Annotated in this window: 8 protein-coding genes and 4 pseudogenes; 2 read left to right on the plus strand and 10 right to left on the minus strand. The window is 41.0% G+C overall.

Going from position 1 to position 15,563, the window contains the following annotated elements; genetic code table 11:
- The 9 genes and pseudogenes from murD to NYR89_RS06920 form a co-directional block, all read right to left on the minus strand.
- A pseudogene (murD, locus tag NYR89_RS06880) lies at window positions 1-1,310 on the minus strand (UDP-N-acetylmuramoyl-L-alanine--D-glutamate ligase).
- Window positions 1,311-1,393: 83 nt separating this feature from the next.
- Window positions 1,394-2,477, minus strand: a pseudogene (gene mraY / locus NYR89_RS06885) (phospho-N-acetylmuramoyl-pentapeptide-transferase).
- A gap of 104 nt (window positions 2,478-2,581) precedes the next feature.
- Complete coding sequence (murF, locus tag NYR89_RS06890; protein WP_279445239.1) at window positions 2,582-3,973, minus strand: UDP-N-acetylmuramoyl-tripeptide--D-alanyl-D-alanine ligase; 1,392 nt, start codon at window positions 3,971-3,973, stop codon at window positions 2,582-2,584.
- A gap of 86 nt (window positions 3,974-4,059) precedes the next feature.
- Window positions 4,060-5,565, minus strand: coding sequence for a UDP-N-acetylmuramoyl-L-alanyl-D-glutamate--2,6-diaminopimelate ligase (murE, locus tag NYR89_RS06895; protein WP_279445240.1), 1,506 nt, complete (start codon window positions 5,563-5,565; stop codon window positions 4,060-4,062).
- A gap of 23 nt (window positions 5,566-5,588) precedes the next feature.
- Complete coding sequence (locus NYR89_RS06900; protein ID WP_279445241.1) at window positions 5,589-7,649, minus strand: penicillin-binding transpeptidase domain-containing protein; 2,061 nt, start codon at window positions 7,647-7,649, stop codon at window positions 5,589-5,591.
- A 3-nt stretch (window positions 7,650-7,652) separates the two neighbouring features.
- Window positions 7,653-7,966, minus strand: a pseudogene (ftsL, locus tag NYR89_RS06905) (cell division protein FtsL).
- A gap of 11 nt (window positions 7,967-7,977) precedes the next feature.
- The gene (rsmH, locus tag NYR89_RS06910) at window positions 7,978-8,919 is read right to left on the minus strand and encodes a 16S rRNA (cytosine(1402)-N(4))-methyltransferase RsmH (RefSeq protein WP_279445242.1); all 942 of its coding nucleotides are present in this window, start codon (window positions 8,917-8,919) and stop codon (window positions 7,978-7,980) included.
- 25 nt (window positions 8,920-8,944) lie between these two features.
- The gene (gene mraZ, locus NYR89_RS06915; RefSeq protein WP_279445243.1) at window positions 8,945-9,403 is read right to left on the minus strand and encodes a division/cell wall cluster transcriptional repressor MraZ; all 459 of its coding nucleotides are present in this window, start codon (window positions 9,401-9,403) and stop codon (window positions 8,945-8,947) included.
- A 247-nt stretch (window positions 9,404-9,650) separates the two neighbouring features.
- Window positions 9,651-10,985, minus strand: a complete 1,335-nt coding sequence (locus NYR89_RS06920; RefSeq protein ID WP_279445244.1) for an anaerobic C4-dicarboxylate transporter — start codon at window positions 10,983-10,985, stop codon at window positions 9,651-9,653.
- Between the two features lie 893 nt (window positions 10,986-11,878).
- Between NYR89_RS06920 and NYR89_RS06925 the strand changes: the two genes are divergently transcribed.
- Both NYR89_RS06925 and arcC read left to right on the plus strand, forming a co-directional pair.
- Window positions 11,879-12,883 carry an ornithine carbamoyltransferase gene (locus NYR89_RS06925; RefSeq protein ID WP_279441603.1) on the plus strand — a complete coding sequence of 335 codons (1,005 nt, stop codon included), beginning with the start codon at window positions 11,879-11,881 and terminating at the stop codon, window positions 12,881-12,883.
- Window positions 12,884-12,897: 14 nt separating this feature from the next.
- Window positions 12,898-13,846, plus strand: a pseudogene (arcC, locus tag NYR89_RS06930) (carbamate kinase).
- 242 nt (window positions 13,847-14,088) lie between these two features.
- Here arcC and NYR89_RS06935 read toward each other — a convergent pair.
- Window positions 14,089-15,507: a sucrose-specific PTS transporter subunit IIBC gene (locus tag NYR89_RS06935; RefSeq protein WP_279445245.1), complete on the minus strand. Its 1,419-nt coding sequence runs from the start codon at window positions 15,505-15,507 to the stop codon at window positions 14,089-14,091.
- Between the last annotated feature and the right edge of the window lie 56 nt (window positions 15,508-15,563).

Raw genomic sequence — 15,563 nt, forward strand, 5'->3', positions numbered from 1 at the left:
TTAAGCGGTTACTTCCTGAGCTAATTTGACAAAAATGTGTCCACGTTCTTCAAAGTTCTTAAATTGATCAAGACTTGCACAAGCCGGTGACAATAGCACCATATCGCCTTGTTTCAGTTGTGGGCGAATTTGCTCAATCGCTTGTTGCATCGTTTCCACCAACACGCTTTGATTTGATAATACCGCTAATTGCGAGCCATCCTGACCGAAGCAATAACAAACGATATTCGGTTTATTAATCAATGGTTTTAACTCAGAGAAATCTGCCGCTTTACCATCACCACCTAATAACAAATACAGCGTTCCCGATACTTGTAAACCGTTGAGTGCCGCTACCGTACTGCCGACATTAGTGGCTTTTGAGTCATTTACCCAACGTACGCCGTCATTGGTTTTGACCGCTTGGAAACGGTGATCCAAACCGCCGTACACTTGCAATGCTTTTACAATCCCTTCACGCGGAATGCCCATCGCTTCGGCTAATGCCATTGCCGCTAATGCATTCATTTCATTATGACGGCCTGAAATCAGCATTTCTTTGGTAGGGATAATGGCATCATTACCTGAATATAAAATACCGTTACGCATCGTGTATTCAGCGTTATGTTCTGCAAAACGAATCAATTTTTTAACCGCTTGCGTTTCAAGCGGATAAGTCAGTCTATCTTCGCCGTTTACAATCACATTCTCAGCATTGTCATAAATACGTAATTTGGCTAAACGATATTCTTCAACCGAATTATTGTAACGATCCATATGATCTTCGCTGATGTTTAAAATGGTTGCCGCTACCGCTTTTAACGATGAGGTCGTTTCTAATTGGAAGCTAGATAACTCCAATACAAACAATTCATATTCACCATTTAACAGGCTTAACGCCGGTACTCCGATATTACCGCCCATACCGACTTTAATCCCTGCTTGTTTCGCCATTTCGGTCACTAATGTCGTGACCGTGCTTTTGCCGTTTGCACCGGTAATCGCAATAATCGGTGCTTTCGCCTCACGCACAAATAATTCGATATCGCCAACCACTTCCACACCGGCATTGATAGCTTGTTGAATTTCCGGTGTAGCCAATGCAAGCCCCGGGCTAATCACAATTAAATCAGAAGCTAATAGCCATTCGCTATTTAAACCGCCGGTATGCAATGGCACATCTGCTGGCAATGCTCAGCACCAGCCGGTTTTTCGCGAGTATCAATCACTTGTACTTTTGCTTGTTTATCCGCAAAAAATTCGACACAAGATAAACCGGTTTTGCCTAAGCCGATAATGGTAACGACTTTATTTTTATATTGGTTTTGCATAATTGAATCTCTTTATAATAGGTAAAAATTTGGATAAATCAGACCGCTTGCAAGCGAAAAAGGTGGGACAATCCCACCTATCATTAACGCAGTTTTAATGTGACTAAGCCGATTAATACGAGCATCAAGGTAATGATCCAGAATCGCACAATAACACGAGGCTCCGGCCAACCTTTTAATTCGAAATGATGATGAATCGGTGCCATACGGAAAATACGTTTTTGACGAAGTTTGTATGAACCGACTTGTAAAATTACCGAAAGTGCTTCTACTACAAATACACCGCCCATAATCACAAGTAATAACTCTTGGCGAACCAATACCGCAATCGTACCTAACGCCCCACCTAAGGAAAGCGAACCAACATCGCCCATAAACACTTGTGCAGGGTAAGTGTTAAACCATAAGAAGCCTAAACCGGCACCGACAATAGCGGTACAGAGAATTACTAATTCACCGGCATTCGGTACAAACGGGATATGTAAATATTGTGCGAAATTAACGTTACCGGTTGCCCATGCAATTAATGCAAACGCTGCAGACTACCATAATAGTCGGCACAATCGCTAAACCGTCTAAACCGTCTGTAAGGTTTACCGCATTTGAGGTACCAACAATCACAAAGTAAGACAGAATAATAAAGAAAATACCAAGCTGTGGCATAAAGTCTTTAAAGAACGGTACAACTAATTGAGTTGCCGCCGTATCTTTACCAACTGCATAAATACCGAATACCGCAATTAATGCAATCACAGATAGCCAAAAATATTTCCAACGAGCAATTAAACCATCGGTATTTTTGCGTTTGATTTTCCAGTAATCATCAACAAAACCGACCGCACCGTAGCCGAATAACACGAATAGCACAAACCAAACATAGCTGTTACGTAAATCTGCCCAAAGTAAGGTACTCACCCCAATAGCGATTAAAATCATAATACCGCCCATGGTCGGCGTACCACGTTTTTTGAAATGGCTTTCCGGACCGTCATTACGCACTTCTTGACCAAATTTTAAGAGTTGTAAGCGACGAATCACTTCAGGGCCAATCCATAAACCGATACCCATTGCGGTAAGCAATGCCATAATTGCACGGAAAGTAATATAAGATACAACGTTAAATGCTGTATTGTATTGAACTAAATACTCAGCAAGCCAAACTAACATAGCAAAACCCTTGTTAAATCATTATAAGTAAGCAATTGCCTACCATTTTATCTACACTAAATAACATCACGAACGATTGTTCAATATTGCTATTTACCTAAAAATTAAAAAGAAACACCTAAAGAAACGCATAAAGCAGAAATCAATGTTTCCATTTTTTGGCTACGAGAACCTTTTGCTAACAACACTAGCGGTTGTTTTTCTGCAATCTTTTGCGAAATAATTGGTAATAAGAAATCGTGCATTACTTGTTTATCGGTAAAGTGATGTGCAGTTTCTCCACTAATTACTGCACTTTGCTTACCAAAACTCACCACTAAATCTAAATTTGCTTCACGGACGAAATCCGCTACTTGTTGGTGACAAGTCGCACTTTCCTCACCGAGTTCTGCCATATCACCAACTGCAAAAATACGGAATGCCGGATAATTTTTTAATACCGCCACCGCTGATTTCATCGAATCGACATTGGCGTTATAGGTATCATCAATCAATAAACAATGCTGATTAACTTCAACCGGATACAAGCGACCTTTAACTTGCGAGCGTTGCTCCAAGCCGGCTTTGACCGCATTTAAATCTGCACCGACTGCCATCGCGAGCGAAGTTGCGGCTAAAGCATTGCTGACATTATGTGCGCCTAAATAAGGTAAATTAATTTCGATTTCGCCTTGCGGAGAATGTAGCGTGAAATGAGAACCGGATAAGCCTAATTCTACATTTTCCGCCCAAAAATCTGCATACGAATCTTGATCCGAACCGGTATAACTGAATGATTGCGGCTCATGCTCACCAATTTCTTTTTGCCATTGCGGATAATAGAACGCTTGATTCACAATCGCTTTACCACCGGCTTTTAAGCCTCGATAAATTTCGCCTTTCGCTTGTGCCACACCTGCAAGTGAGCCGAAACCTTCTAAATGCGCCGCAACATTATTCACCAAGCAAGCGTCCGGCTGAGTGATTGCCGTAGTATAAGCAATTTCACCAATATGGTTTGCACCGAGTTCCACCACCGCAAATTTATGTTGCGGCGTTAAACGTAATAAGGTCATCGGCACACCGAGGTCATTATTTAAATTGCCAAAGGTATAAAGCACTTCATCTTCACAAGCGGTCATTTTTTGCAAAATTTTTGCTGTCATTTCTTTTACGGTGGTTTTGCCTGAAGAACCGGTCATCGCCACTGTTTTCGGATTAAGTTTCACTTTTAACCATTTGGCTAACTCGCCTAATGCAAGGCGTGTATCTTTCACGACAATTTGCGGTACGGAAATTTCACATTCACGCTCAACCACCACAGCCACACAGCCTTGTTCCACCGCATTAGCTAAATAATGGTGCGCATCAAAATGCTCGCCTTTTAATGCAAAAAACAGCCCGTTTTCGACCGCTTGTCGGGTGTCGGTGCTAGTGGTTTCCACCACCACATTGCCATCACCAACCAACTGCGCATTAAGAATGCCGGCAATTTCATTTGTTGTTAGTTTTATCATTTTCTTCTTTCAAAAATATTTGCGATAAACCTCGCACTAAATGTACGAGGTTACGGATTGTGCGGTTGCTCTGCAACCTTATATATTTACGCTAGATATTTAGCCGCGGTTTCCTGATCCGAAAAATGATGCTTAGTCGTCCCGATAATCTGATAATCTTCATGTCCTTTACCAGCAATCAAAATGACATCTGTTGCGTGCGCTTGTTCAATCGCGCTTTTAATTGCTTGTTCACGATCGTGGATCACTTGTACTTTCTCCACTTGAACGAAACCTTTGAGAATATCCACCATAATCTTGGTATTATCTTCGGTTCTCGGGTTGTCATCAGTCGCAATCACTTTATCCGCTAATTTTTCTGCAATCGCCGCCATCATCGGGCGTTTACCCGCATCACGATCGCCGCCGCAACCGAAAATACAATAAAGCTCGCCTTCAGTATGGAGTCTTGCCGCTTGCAATGCTTTTTCTAACGCATCCGGCGTATGAGCATAATCGACTAACACAAGCGGTTTATTTTGCGGATTTTTTTGCGAAACGACACACTCCATTCGACCGGCAACGCCCTGAAGAAGCGGTGCGGTTTCAATTAATTTTTGCAAATCGTGACCAAGCACTAATAAACTTGCCAGTGCTGTGAGTAAATTATTCACGTTAAACGCACCGATTAAACGGCTATTCAACTCACCATTACCCCAGCTTGATTCAAACGCAATTTTTACACCTTGTAAGCTAAAGCTCACATTGGTCGCTTTAACGAATTTATGGTTGCTACTAAAGTGAGCATCGGTACTGACGGCAACTGCATTCGGTAATTTTGCTAACCATTCACGGCCAATCTCATCATCTGCATTTAATACTTGTGCTTTAGTATTTAATTCGCTAAACAAACGGAATTTTGCTTGCGCATATTCTTCCATTGTCTTGTGGTAGTCGAGGTGATCACGGCTTAAATTGGTAAAGACTGCTAAATCATAGCTTAACGCTTCGGCACGATATTGAGCCAAACCGTGTGAAGACACTTCCATCGCACAAAAATCAGCTCCCATTTCTACAAAGCTGGCTAAATTGCGTTGTACTTCAATTGCCGAACCGGTGGTATTTGCCGCTTCTTGTACTTTGCCGTATAAACCGTTGCCAATCGTCCCCATCACTGCGGATTTTCCGCCTAATAAATTGTGCCATTGGGCAAGTAATTGGGCACTTGTGGTCTTGCCATTCGTTCCAGTCACTCCGACTAGAGTCAATTTTTCGGACGGATTGGCATAAAACGCACCGGCAATTTCCGATAAAATACGAGCCAAATTCGGCACTGAAACCACCTTACAAGCGGTACGATCTAAGTTATATTTTGCAAATTTCGCATCTAACTCAATTTCAGTTTGCCCTTCATCCGCTTCCGCCAAAACTAAAGCCGCACCTTGCTCAATTGCTTTTTGAATAAATTGGCGACCATCAACTTGATGTCCTTTTAACGCCACAAACAAATCGCCCTCACCCACTTGGCGAGAATCTAACGTCATTTGCTTAAGTGGTTTTAACTCTGCCACCCAAGCATCTAGTTCGGTAAGAAAGGGAAGTAAACGTTTCATATTGTTACCTAATTTATGCTGTGCTAATTGACTTTTTGTTCCGACTTAATTTCACGTACGGCACTTTCCGTATCAGTGAGATTATCCGGTTTGATATTTCTTACTTTCAAGGTGTAACCCATAATGCTTGAGAACAGTGGAGCTGAAACCGAACCGCCATAATAAGCACCGGCTTTCGGCTCATTAATTAACACCACTAACGCAAAGCGAGGATCGCTTGCTGGTGCCACACCTGCGGTATAAGCAATATATTTTTCGACGTACTGACCTTTTTCAAGTTTACGTGCTGTACCAGTTTTGACCGCCACACGATAACCATCAACCGTCGCCTTCTGACCACCCTCACCTTTTTGGGCGACACTTTCCATCATATGCACCACATCTCGGGTAATTTTTTCAGGCAATACACGCTCACCGATCACCGGTGGGTCAACTTTAGTAATTGAAAGCGGTCGATAAATACCAAAACTTCCCAAAGTGGCATAAGCACGTGCAAGCTGTAATGGGGTAACGTTTAAACCGTAGCCGTATGCCATGGTTGCACGCTCAATATCAGACCAACGCTTACGATCACCGTTCGTCCCTTTTTGTTCACCTAAACCTAAGCCGGTATCTTTACCAAAGCCGACTTTGCTATACGTATCGACCAATGCGGTAGACGGCATACGTAAAGCTAAACGGCTTACCCCGATATTACTTGATTTTTGTAAAATACCGGTCAGCGATAAGCTCTCACGCGGTGCAACATCCTTAATCGTATGCCCGTTTACGATAAACGGACGCGTATTAATAATCTCATCACGGTAAGTCGCACCATTTTGTAACGCAGTTAATACAACCAACGGCTTCACCGTCGATCCCGGTTCAAAAGTATCGGTAATCGCTCGGTTACGCATTAATTCAGGCCTAAAACTATTACGTTTATTCGGGTTAAACGACGGTGCATTTGCCATCGCTAAAATTTCACCGGTTTGCACGTCAACTAATACTGCCGTACCTGATTCAGCATTATTGGCAATCACTGCTTCTTTAATCTTTTTATACACTTCGGATTGCAATTCTTCATCAATACTCAACTTAACATCTTGCGGATCGTATTGTTTTTCATCACGAATATTTTCAATCACATTACCACGTGCATCTTTACGAATCACTTGGCGACCGTTTTTACCAATCAATAAAGCATCGAAGCTACGTTCTAAACCTTCTGTACCGTGTACATCATCCACATCAGTAAAACCGATTAATTGTGACGCTTCTTCCGCTAGCGGATAAAAACGGCGAGATTCCGCTCTTAAGACCATTCCGTCAATTTTAAGATCATAAGCATAATTGGCGATTTGTTCCGATTCGTGACGGGCAAGATAAATAAAACGTTGGCGAGCCGCTTTATATAAACGAGCCATCAAATCGTTATATTTTTCACTGGTAATTTTAGATAACGCTTCTAATTTAGAACGCTCAAATTGTGCGACACTAATCTCTTGGGTTAGGAAAGCAGAACTTGGATTATTACGGATTGACTGAATTAACGTATTATAATCCAGTCCGGTAGATTGAGCTAAAAGCGTCCAGTAATCTTCACTTTTGATATTGAGAATAGAACGAGGATCAAAAGCCACTTTTTCTTTTGATTTATTCTTCTTTTCAATGAAATCATTAATGTTCTTTTCAATTTTACTCTTAGAAGCTCCCATTTCCATTGCTAACAGTTTCCAACGTTCGGGAGAACGTCTTAAAAGACTATCAAAATATTCTCTTGGGTCTAAGGTAAGCGAATACATCGGAACACTAATAGATAAGAAGCGCCCATCACGATCTAAAATACGACCACGAGTAAAAGGTAATTCTTTAGTACGTAGCGAACGATTATTCGCTTCATTAATCAAGCGTTCTGAATCGTATAATTGAATCTGTGCGACTTTACCAAGTAATGCGACAGCCATCAACACCATTAATACCACAACAACACCAAAACGAACCGGTAAATAACTCGGCTCATTTTTGACATTCATTGCTTTCTTGATTTCCGGAGTAGGCTCTTCTGCTACAACTTTCCGTTTTAATTTTACTGATCTTGCCATATTCTATTTAACTAAAATAACTTCTTGTTCTTTTTTAATCGGGTGTAGCCCAAAGCTGGAAGTCATGCTTCTACACGAGATTTTTGGCTCTTTGCATTTTCTTCTAATTGTAAATTGATATAGTTACTTTCTAATTTTCTTTGTGCTTGAATCAATTTACCTTGTTCAGCGGTCAACAAACGGGTTTGATGAGTAATCCAAATCGTACCGATAGCGGTTGCTACTACGGCGATTATGAGGAATAAAGCGACTTTATTATGTCCAGTTAAATCATCTAAAATAATTTGGTGGAGCGGATAACGTTCATTACTTGCCATTCATTAATTCCCTAGCGCTTTTCTGCAACACGTAACACGGCACTACGTGAACGAGGATTAGCTTCAATTTCCGCCTCACTCGGTATAATTGCCTTACCGATAGTTTTTAGCGGAATATTTTTATTTAACTCCGATTCCAAAATAGGTAAGCCTTTCGGCACATCCATACCTTTACTGTTTTTCTTCATAAATTGTTTCACCATTCGATCTTCTAACGAATGGAAACTAATAATTGATAAACGACCTTCTGGTGCTAATACACTTAAAGCTGATTGTAACGCTTTCTCTAACTCGTCTAACTCGCTGTTAATAAAGATACGGATCGCTTGGAACGAACGAGTTGCCGGATGTTTGTGCTTATCTTTGAAAGGTACTGCATCAGCAATAATCTGAGCCAATTGAAGCGTTCGAGAGATTTTTTCCGTTGCAGATTTATTATAAGAAACGACCGCTTGTGCAATACGTTTCGCAAAGCGTTCTTCGCCGAAGGTTTTTAACACCCATGCCAAATCGTCCACCGACACTTGCGCCAGCCATTCTGCGGCAGATAGACCTTTAGTCGTATCCATACGCATATCAAGCGACCCGTCACGCATAAAGCTAAAACCGCGTTCCGCATCATCAAGTCGCGGAGAAGATACGCCAAGATCAAGCAAGATACCGTCGATTTTGCCGGTTAAGCCTAGTTGTTCGCACACTTCAGGAATCGCAGAAAAAGCAGTATGCACAATTTGAAAGCGAGGATCGTTAATCGTATGCGCATCAGCAATTGCACGGGGGTCACGGTCTGTCGCAATTAAGCGACCTTGTTCGGAAAGTTTTGAGAGAATGAGTCGAGAATGACCGCCTCGTCCAAAAGTACCGTCAATATAAATACCGTTCGGCTTAATCGCCAAACCATCAACGGCTTCATGTAGCAATACGGTAATATGCTTATGGACTGTGTCGTTCATTATTTTTCCAACTCACTTATTTATCTTATAAAGAAAGGTTTTTTAAGGCTTCGCAATTCAACATTTCCGCCGAACTGCCCAAGGCAAGATCTTCGGCAATTTGTGATTGCCATTGTTTTTCTTGCCAAATTTCAAATTTATTTAATTGCCCGACCAACATAATTTGTTGCTCAAGCTGTGCATGCTGTCTTAGTGCCGGGCTAAGTAAAATTCTACCCGAGGCATCCATTTCACATTCAGTTGCAAAGCCCTGCATCACTCGCTGAATACGGCGTTGCATCGGATCAAAATTGGAAAGTGCAAGTAATTTTTGCTCCACCGTTTCCCATTCGTGTAATGGGTAAAGTAATAGACAAGGTTGTCGAATATCTACGGTACAAACCAAAATACCTTCGTGCTTTTCTTTTAATTCCGCACGATAGCGAGTAGGAATAGCTATTCGCCCTTTACTATCAATGCTTATTGAACTTGCACCACGAAACATTATTGACAACCTAGCTAAAATGGAATTTATCTGTTTAAAAGATTACTCAATTTTGGGAAAGTTCATTGTATTTCCACAAAACACCACTTTTTCCCACTTAAGAGATGAAATTTTATAGATTAGTTGCTCATGGAGCAAGCTGTTTTACGATTTTGTTAGGTAAAGAAAGGAACAAAAAAATAAGCGGTCAATTTTTGCAAAAAATTTACAAGAATCAACCGCTTATAGGGGAACTAAACAATCAAATTTAGATAATGATATTTGCTAATGCAATACCTACACAACATGCACTGATAACACCGACTAAACCCGGAGCCATAAAGCTGTGGTTGAAGTAGTATTTACCAATTTTTGTTGTACCTGTTACGTCAAAGTTCACAGTTGCGATATCTGACGGATAGTTAGGAATAAAGAAGTACGCATAAGTTGCCGGCATTAAACCAACTAATAACGGTGCAGGTAAACCGATTGCAATACCCACAGGTAATAACATTTTCGCAGTTACCGCTTGGCTATTTACTACCACAGATACCGCAAATAATGCAAATGCAAATGTCCAAGGTTGCGCTTTAATCATTTCGGTTACACCTGCTTTAAATGAAGGCATCGCATAACTGAAATAGGTATCACTCATCCACGCAATACCGAAGATTGCAATGGTTGCCACCATACCGGATTTAAATACCACACCGTTCGGCACTTTTTTCACATCGGTTTTGGTTAATACTAAAATTAAACCACCGAAAGTTAACATCACGATCTGGATAATTTTATCCATACCGGCTGTTTTGCCTGTATCAGCCATAACCGGTTTAACAGCTGGAATCATCGCAATAATCACAATCGTTGCAATTGCCGCTAAGAATAAATATACAGAATTTTTCGCACTCGCCGGTAATTGTTCATCTAATGAAGTTGAACTGGTTTCTTCAATTTGTTTACGTAATACAGGATCTTGCATACGACGTTGATATTCCGGATCATCTTCAAGCTCTTTACCACGGCGTAAGCTATATAATGACATCGCAATCACACCAACAAATGTTGCTGACATCGTTACTGCTACGATATTTAAAAGTGTCACGCCTTCAAAACCCGGTAATTTAGTAATTTCGGTTAAGTAATACGCTACTGCGGCAGAAAGAGGACTACCTGTAATTCCTAATTGCGATGCAACTGAGGTCGCCGCCATTGGACGCTCAGGACGAATTTTATTTTTTAATGCAATATCGCCGATAATTGGCATAATGGAATAAACTGAGTGTCCTGTACCTAACATTAAAGTCATCACATAAGTTACGATAGGACCAAGAATCGTAATACGTCTTGGATTACTACGTAAAATACGTTCTGCAATTTGAAGCATAAATTTCAAACCGCCCGCCGCTTCAAGTACAGACGCACAAGTTACCACGGCTAAAATCACCAACATTACATCAATCGGTGCTTTTGAAAGCGGCATACCTAGGAAAAATACTTCGACAAATAAGCCGATACCTGAAACAACCCCCAAGCCGATACCACCGTAACGGCTACCTGCGTAGAGGAATGCTAATAAAAGCAAAAATTCTGCATAAAGCATATAAACTCCAAAAATTAACTATAAATAATCACTGTTGATAAGTGTACTTGAGCCGGTATTATGATTCTTTGCACTTGATCAAAAATAGATTAACACTTTAGTGTTATTTTTTAAAAGATAAAATAATTTAATTATGACCATGACAAGTATTGAAAAATCATTAATGATTTACGCTTCACCCGTTACTATATCCGTGACCTAGAAAGAAAATTCCTTCGGAGGGATTTATGATTGAAATTTATTTACTCCTTATTCCACTATGTTTTTTGATTATCTTTAGCATTTCATTTGCTCGTAAAGGTTTTCTCAAAGCAGTTTTATCTGGTTTAGCACTTTCACTGATTTGGCCAATTTCACTTCCATTACTCATTGTAAAACGGTTATTCAGACGTTCCCATTAAAGGACAAGCGGTTCAAGTTCCTCTCTTTTTTACAAAAGAATCTTGAAAACAGACCGCTTGTTCTCTCCTTAATCTTCATCAATTTTTATTTTCTTTATAAAAACGTCTTGCATTAAAATGAATAAAAATGCAAAATAAAAGCATAATTAATCAAATCAACCTTTTATCATTTAATTAACAACTTGATAGCAAACGTTTGCTTTGCTAGAATTGCGTGCCTACTTCTACAAGAAAGGTTAATGGCGACTCTCAAGTACCAACCCCATAAATTTTTAGGAGTAAAAATGTTAAATCCTACCTTTTTTATACCTTCATTAGGTATAACACATAAGATAGCAATCGCCTTTGCTATCGCAACGCAATTCTTTTCAAAGCATTCTCGCCTTGCAATTCCACATTTCCTTTATCCACGATCCCGAATAAGTTCTTTCACTTATACAAGCGGTCAAAATTTTAAAACTTTTTACTTATAGCAGACACAGGAGCAATATCATGGCATTTAATCTTAAAAATAGACACTTACTCAGCCTTGTAAATCATACCGAACGTGAAATCAAATTTTTATTAGACTTAGCTCGAGATCTCAAACGTGCGAAATATGCAGGAACAGAACAACAACTATTAAAAGGCAAAAATATTGCATTAATCTTTGAAAAAACCTCAACCCGTACCCGTTGTGCATTTGAAGTAGCGGCTTATGACCAAGGCGCACACGTGACTTATATCGACCCGACTTCATCTCAAATCGGTCATAAAGAGTCAATGAAAGACACCGCTCGCGTATTGGGCAGAATGTACGATGCGATTCAATACCGTGGTTTTAAACAATCTGTGGTACAAGAATTAGCCGACTACGCTGGCGTGCCGGTATTCAACGGTTTAACCGATGAATTTCACCCAACCCAAATGTTAGCCGATGTACTCACCATGATTGAAAACTGTGAAAAACCGTTAAGCCAAATCAGCTACGTGTATATCGGTGATGCACGTAATAATATGGGGAACTCCTTATTATTAATCGGTGCAAAATTAGGGATGGATGTGCGTATCTGTGCACCGAAAGCATTATTACCGGAAGACAGCTTAGTTGAAATGTGCCAAAAATTCGCGGCGGAAAGCGGTGCAAGAATTACCGTAACCGAAGATATTGATACTGCAGTAAAAGGCGTAGATTTCGTACATACTGACGTTTGGGTATCTATGGGTGAGCCACTTGAAACTTGGGGTGAACGTATCGAAATGTTAATGCCGTACCAAGTGACACCGGAATTAATGCAACGCACCGGCAATCCGAAAGTAAAATTTATGCACTGCTTACCGGCATTCCATAACAGTGAAACCAAAGTGGGCAAACAAATCGCCGAAAAATATCCGGCTCTAGCAAACGGTATCGAAGTGACCGAAGACGTATTCGAATCCCCGGCAAACGTGGCTTTCGAACAAGCGGAAAACCGTATGCACACCATTAAAGCGGTAATGGTCGCGAGCTTAGCGTAATAAAAGGAACGAATATGAAAATCGTAGTAGCTTTAGGCGGTAACGCTTTATTAAAACGCGGCGAGCCAATGACCGCCCAAAACCAGTCGGCAAATATCAAAATCGCCGCAGAACAACTAGCAAAAATTAAACCGAATAATGAATTAGTCATTTCACACGGTAATGGCCCTCAAGTCGGATTAAGTGCCTTACAACACGCCGCTTACCACGCGATTGATAATAAAATTGAGCCTTACCCACTTGATGTATTAGTTTCCCAAACCGTGGGAATGATTGGTTATATGTTGCAACAAGAATTGACCAATCTCGTGCCGGAACACCCGACGCAAACCTTAGTCACTCAAGTGATTGTTGATGCTAACGATCCGGCTTTTGCCAAACCGAGCAAACCAATCGGACAGGTTTACTCAAAAGAAGAAGCGGAAAAATTAGCCGCTGAAAAAGGTTGGACTGTAATGGCAGATGGTCAATATTACCGCCGTGCCGTGCCAAGCCCGAAACCGCAATCCGTCACCGGTATTGATGCGGTAAAAGCGTTATTAGCACAAGATCAAATCGTAATTTGCGGTGGCGGTGGCGGTGTGCCGAGTATTCGTAACGAGCAAGGTAAATTACAAGGTGTGGAAGCGGTTGTGGATAAAGATCTTGCTACAGCGGTGATTTCTCAACAACTTGATGCGGATTTATTTATTATCGCAACCGATGTCAAAGCCGCATGCGTAAACTTCAATAAACTAGATCAACTACAAATTGCCAAAGCAAACCCAGCGGAATTGGAGAAACTGGCAGACGAATTTGCACCGGGGTCAATGGGACCAAAAGTACAAGCTGTGATTAACTTTGTTAAAGCAACCGGTAAAGATGCTTGCAATCGGCTCACTTTCCGATATCCAAGATATTGTGGCTGGTAAAGCAGGAACCCGTGTCACCAATAGTATTTCCGGCATTGAGTTTTATAAATAAGCAAAAACAAGCGGTTAGATTTTACTAAAAATCTGCAATATAAAAAAAGTAGGGGCGTACCAAGTACGCCCTTTTTTCATACAATTGATTATATCGCACCATCACTTTCTGTGACATTCCGAGTCTTCCGTGGTTAAACTCCCATTTGTAAAAAATCGAACAAATTTAACCGCTTGTTACATAAACGAAAGCCCCTAAACCGTAAGATTTAGGGGCTTTCGCTATTATTTTAGTGCCGGCAATTATTTTTTAGCTTGTGCTTTTTTTACCCATACCGCTGAGATTGAGAACGCAACGATAAATGAAATTGCCATACCTACAGAGTACATTGCAAGGCTGTCCGGTTTGATTGACGGCACGCCTAAGAAACCTGCCGCACCTAATGCAATCGCTTTCACATTAAAGAATGCGATGAATGCAGAAGCGACACCTGAACCGATCATCGCGGCAATGAATGCTTGACGGTAACGTAAGTTCACACCGAACATTGCCGGCTCAGTGATACCTAATAATGCAGAGATACCAGACGGCACGGCTAAACCGCGTACTTTCGCATCTTTCATTGCGAACGCTACACCTAAACACGCCGCACCTTGTGCGATGTTAGACATTGCGCCGATTGGGAAGATAAATGTACCGCCAGTGTTCGCCATTTCCGCTAATAATTGCGTTTCTACCGCAATGAAAGTTTGGTGCATACCAGTAATGACGATTGGTGCATAGAATGTACCGAAGATTGCACCGCCGATAAAACCTAAGCTGTCGTATAACCACGTTAAGCCTGCTGAAATCGCCGACCCCGCTTCACGACCGAATGGACCGATTACAGTGAAAGCTAACACACCAGCGATGAATAAAGACATCATCGGTGTTACAAGGTTATCTAAATAAGAAGGCACAAATTTGCGGAAACCTTTTTCAAGCGTTGCTAACACCCAAGCAGAAACGATAGTTGGGATAACTGTACCTTGATAACCCACTTTTTCAATTTCAAAACCAAGTACGTTCCAGTATTTGATGTTACCTTCCATTAAGGTTTTCGCATAGTTCCAACCGTCTGCTAATGCAGGGTGAACTAATAACATACCGAGTGCCGCACCTAAGAACGGGTTACCACCGAATTTACGCGTTGCTGAGAAACCAAGTAATACCGGTAAGAATACAAACGGTGCATTTGCAATGGTGTTGATAAAATCAATTAAATCCGCAAATTCAGGGTATTTGGTCGCAACAGACTCACCTTCCCAGAAGAAACCGATCGAAGTCAGCATTGAGTGGATACCCATCAACAAACCGCCGGCTACGATTGCAGGAATGATCGGCACAAAAATATCCGCTAAACCTTTTACTAAACGTTGTAATAACGGTTGGTTTGCCGCACCAGCCGCAACTTCAGAAGTACTCATATCGCCGATGCCCATTTGTTTTTGCATTTCAGCGTGTACTTTGTTTACTGTGCCTGAACCAAAAATAATTTGGTATTGACCGCTGGTTGAGAATTGACCTTTAACGCCTTCGATATTCTCAATCGCTTCTTTATCTACTTTTGATTCATCCGCAAGGGTTAAACGTAAGCGTGTTGCACAGTGTGCAAGCGTTGTGATGTTGCTTTTACCACCGAGTTTCTCGATCGTTTGTTCCGCAATTTTCGGGAAGTTCATAGTTTGCCACCTATTTTTATATAAAAATTAAACGATTGCATTTTAACTAAAACGGT

It is taken from the genome of Actinobacillus arthritidis (genome assembly GCF_029774155.1).
In the GTDB taxonomy this organism is placed as follows: domain Bacteria; phylum Pseudomonadota; class Gammaproteobacteria; order Enterobacterales; family Pasteurellaceae; genus Actinobacillus; species Actinobacillus arthritidis.

Bases quoted from the DNA above. Each gene is read 5' to 3' on its own strand.
- murF (WP_279445239.1), bottom strand. From the start codon at position 3,973: ATGATAAAACTAACAACAAATGAAATTGCCGGCATTCTTAATGCGCAG.
- NYR89_RS06925 (WP_279441603.1), top strand. From the start codon at position 11,879: ATGGCATTTAATCTTAAAAATAGACACTTACTCAGCCTTGTAAATCAT.
- mraZ (WP_279445243.1), bottom strand. From the start codon at position 9,403: ATGTTTCGTGGTGCAAGTTCAATAAGCATTGATAGTAAAGGGCGAATA.
- rsmH (WP_279445242.1), bottom strand. From the start codon at position 8,919: ATGAACGACACAGTCCATAAGCATATTACCGTATTGCTACATGAAGCC.
- murE (WP_279445240.1), bottom strand. From the start codon at position 5,565: ATGAAACGTTTACTTCCCTTTCTTACCGAACTAGATGCTTGGGTGGCA.
- NYR89_RS06900 (WP_279445241.1), bottom strand. From the start codon at position 7,649: ATGGCAAGATCAGTAAAATTAAAACGGAAAGTTGTAGCAGAAGAGCCT.
- NYR89_RS06935 (WP_279445245.1), bottom strand. From the start codon at position 15,507: ATGAACTTCCCGAAAATTGCGGAACAAACGATCGAGAAACTCGGTGGT.
- NYR89_RS06920 (WP_279445244.1), bottom strand. From the start codon at position 10,985: ATGCTTTATGCAGAATTTTTGCTTTTATTAGCATTCCTCTACGCAGGT.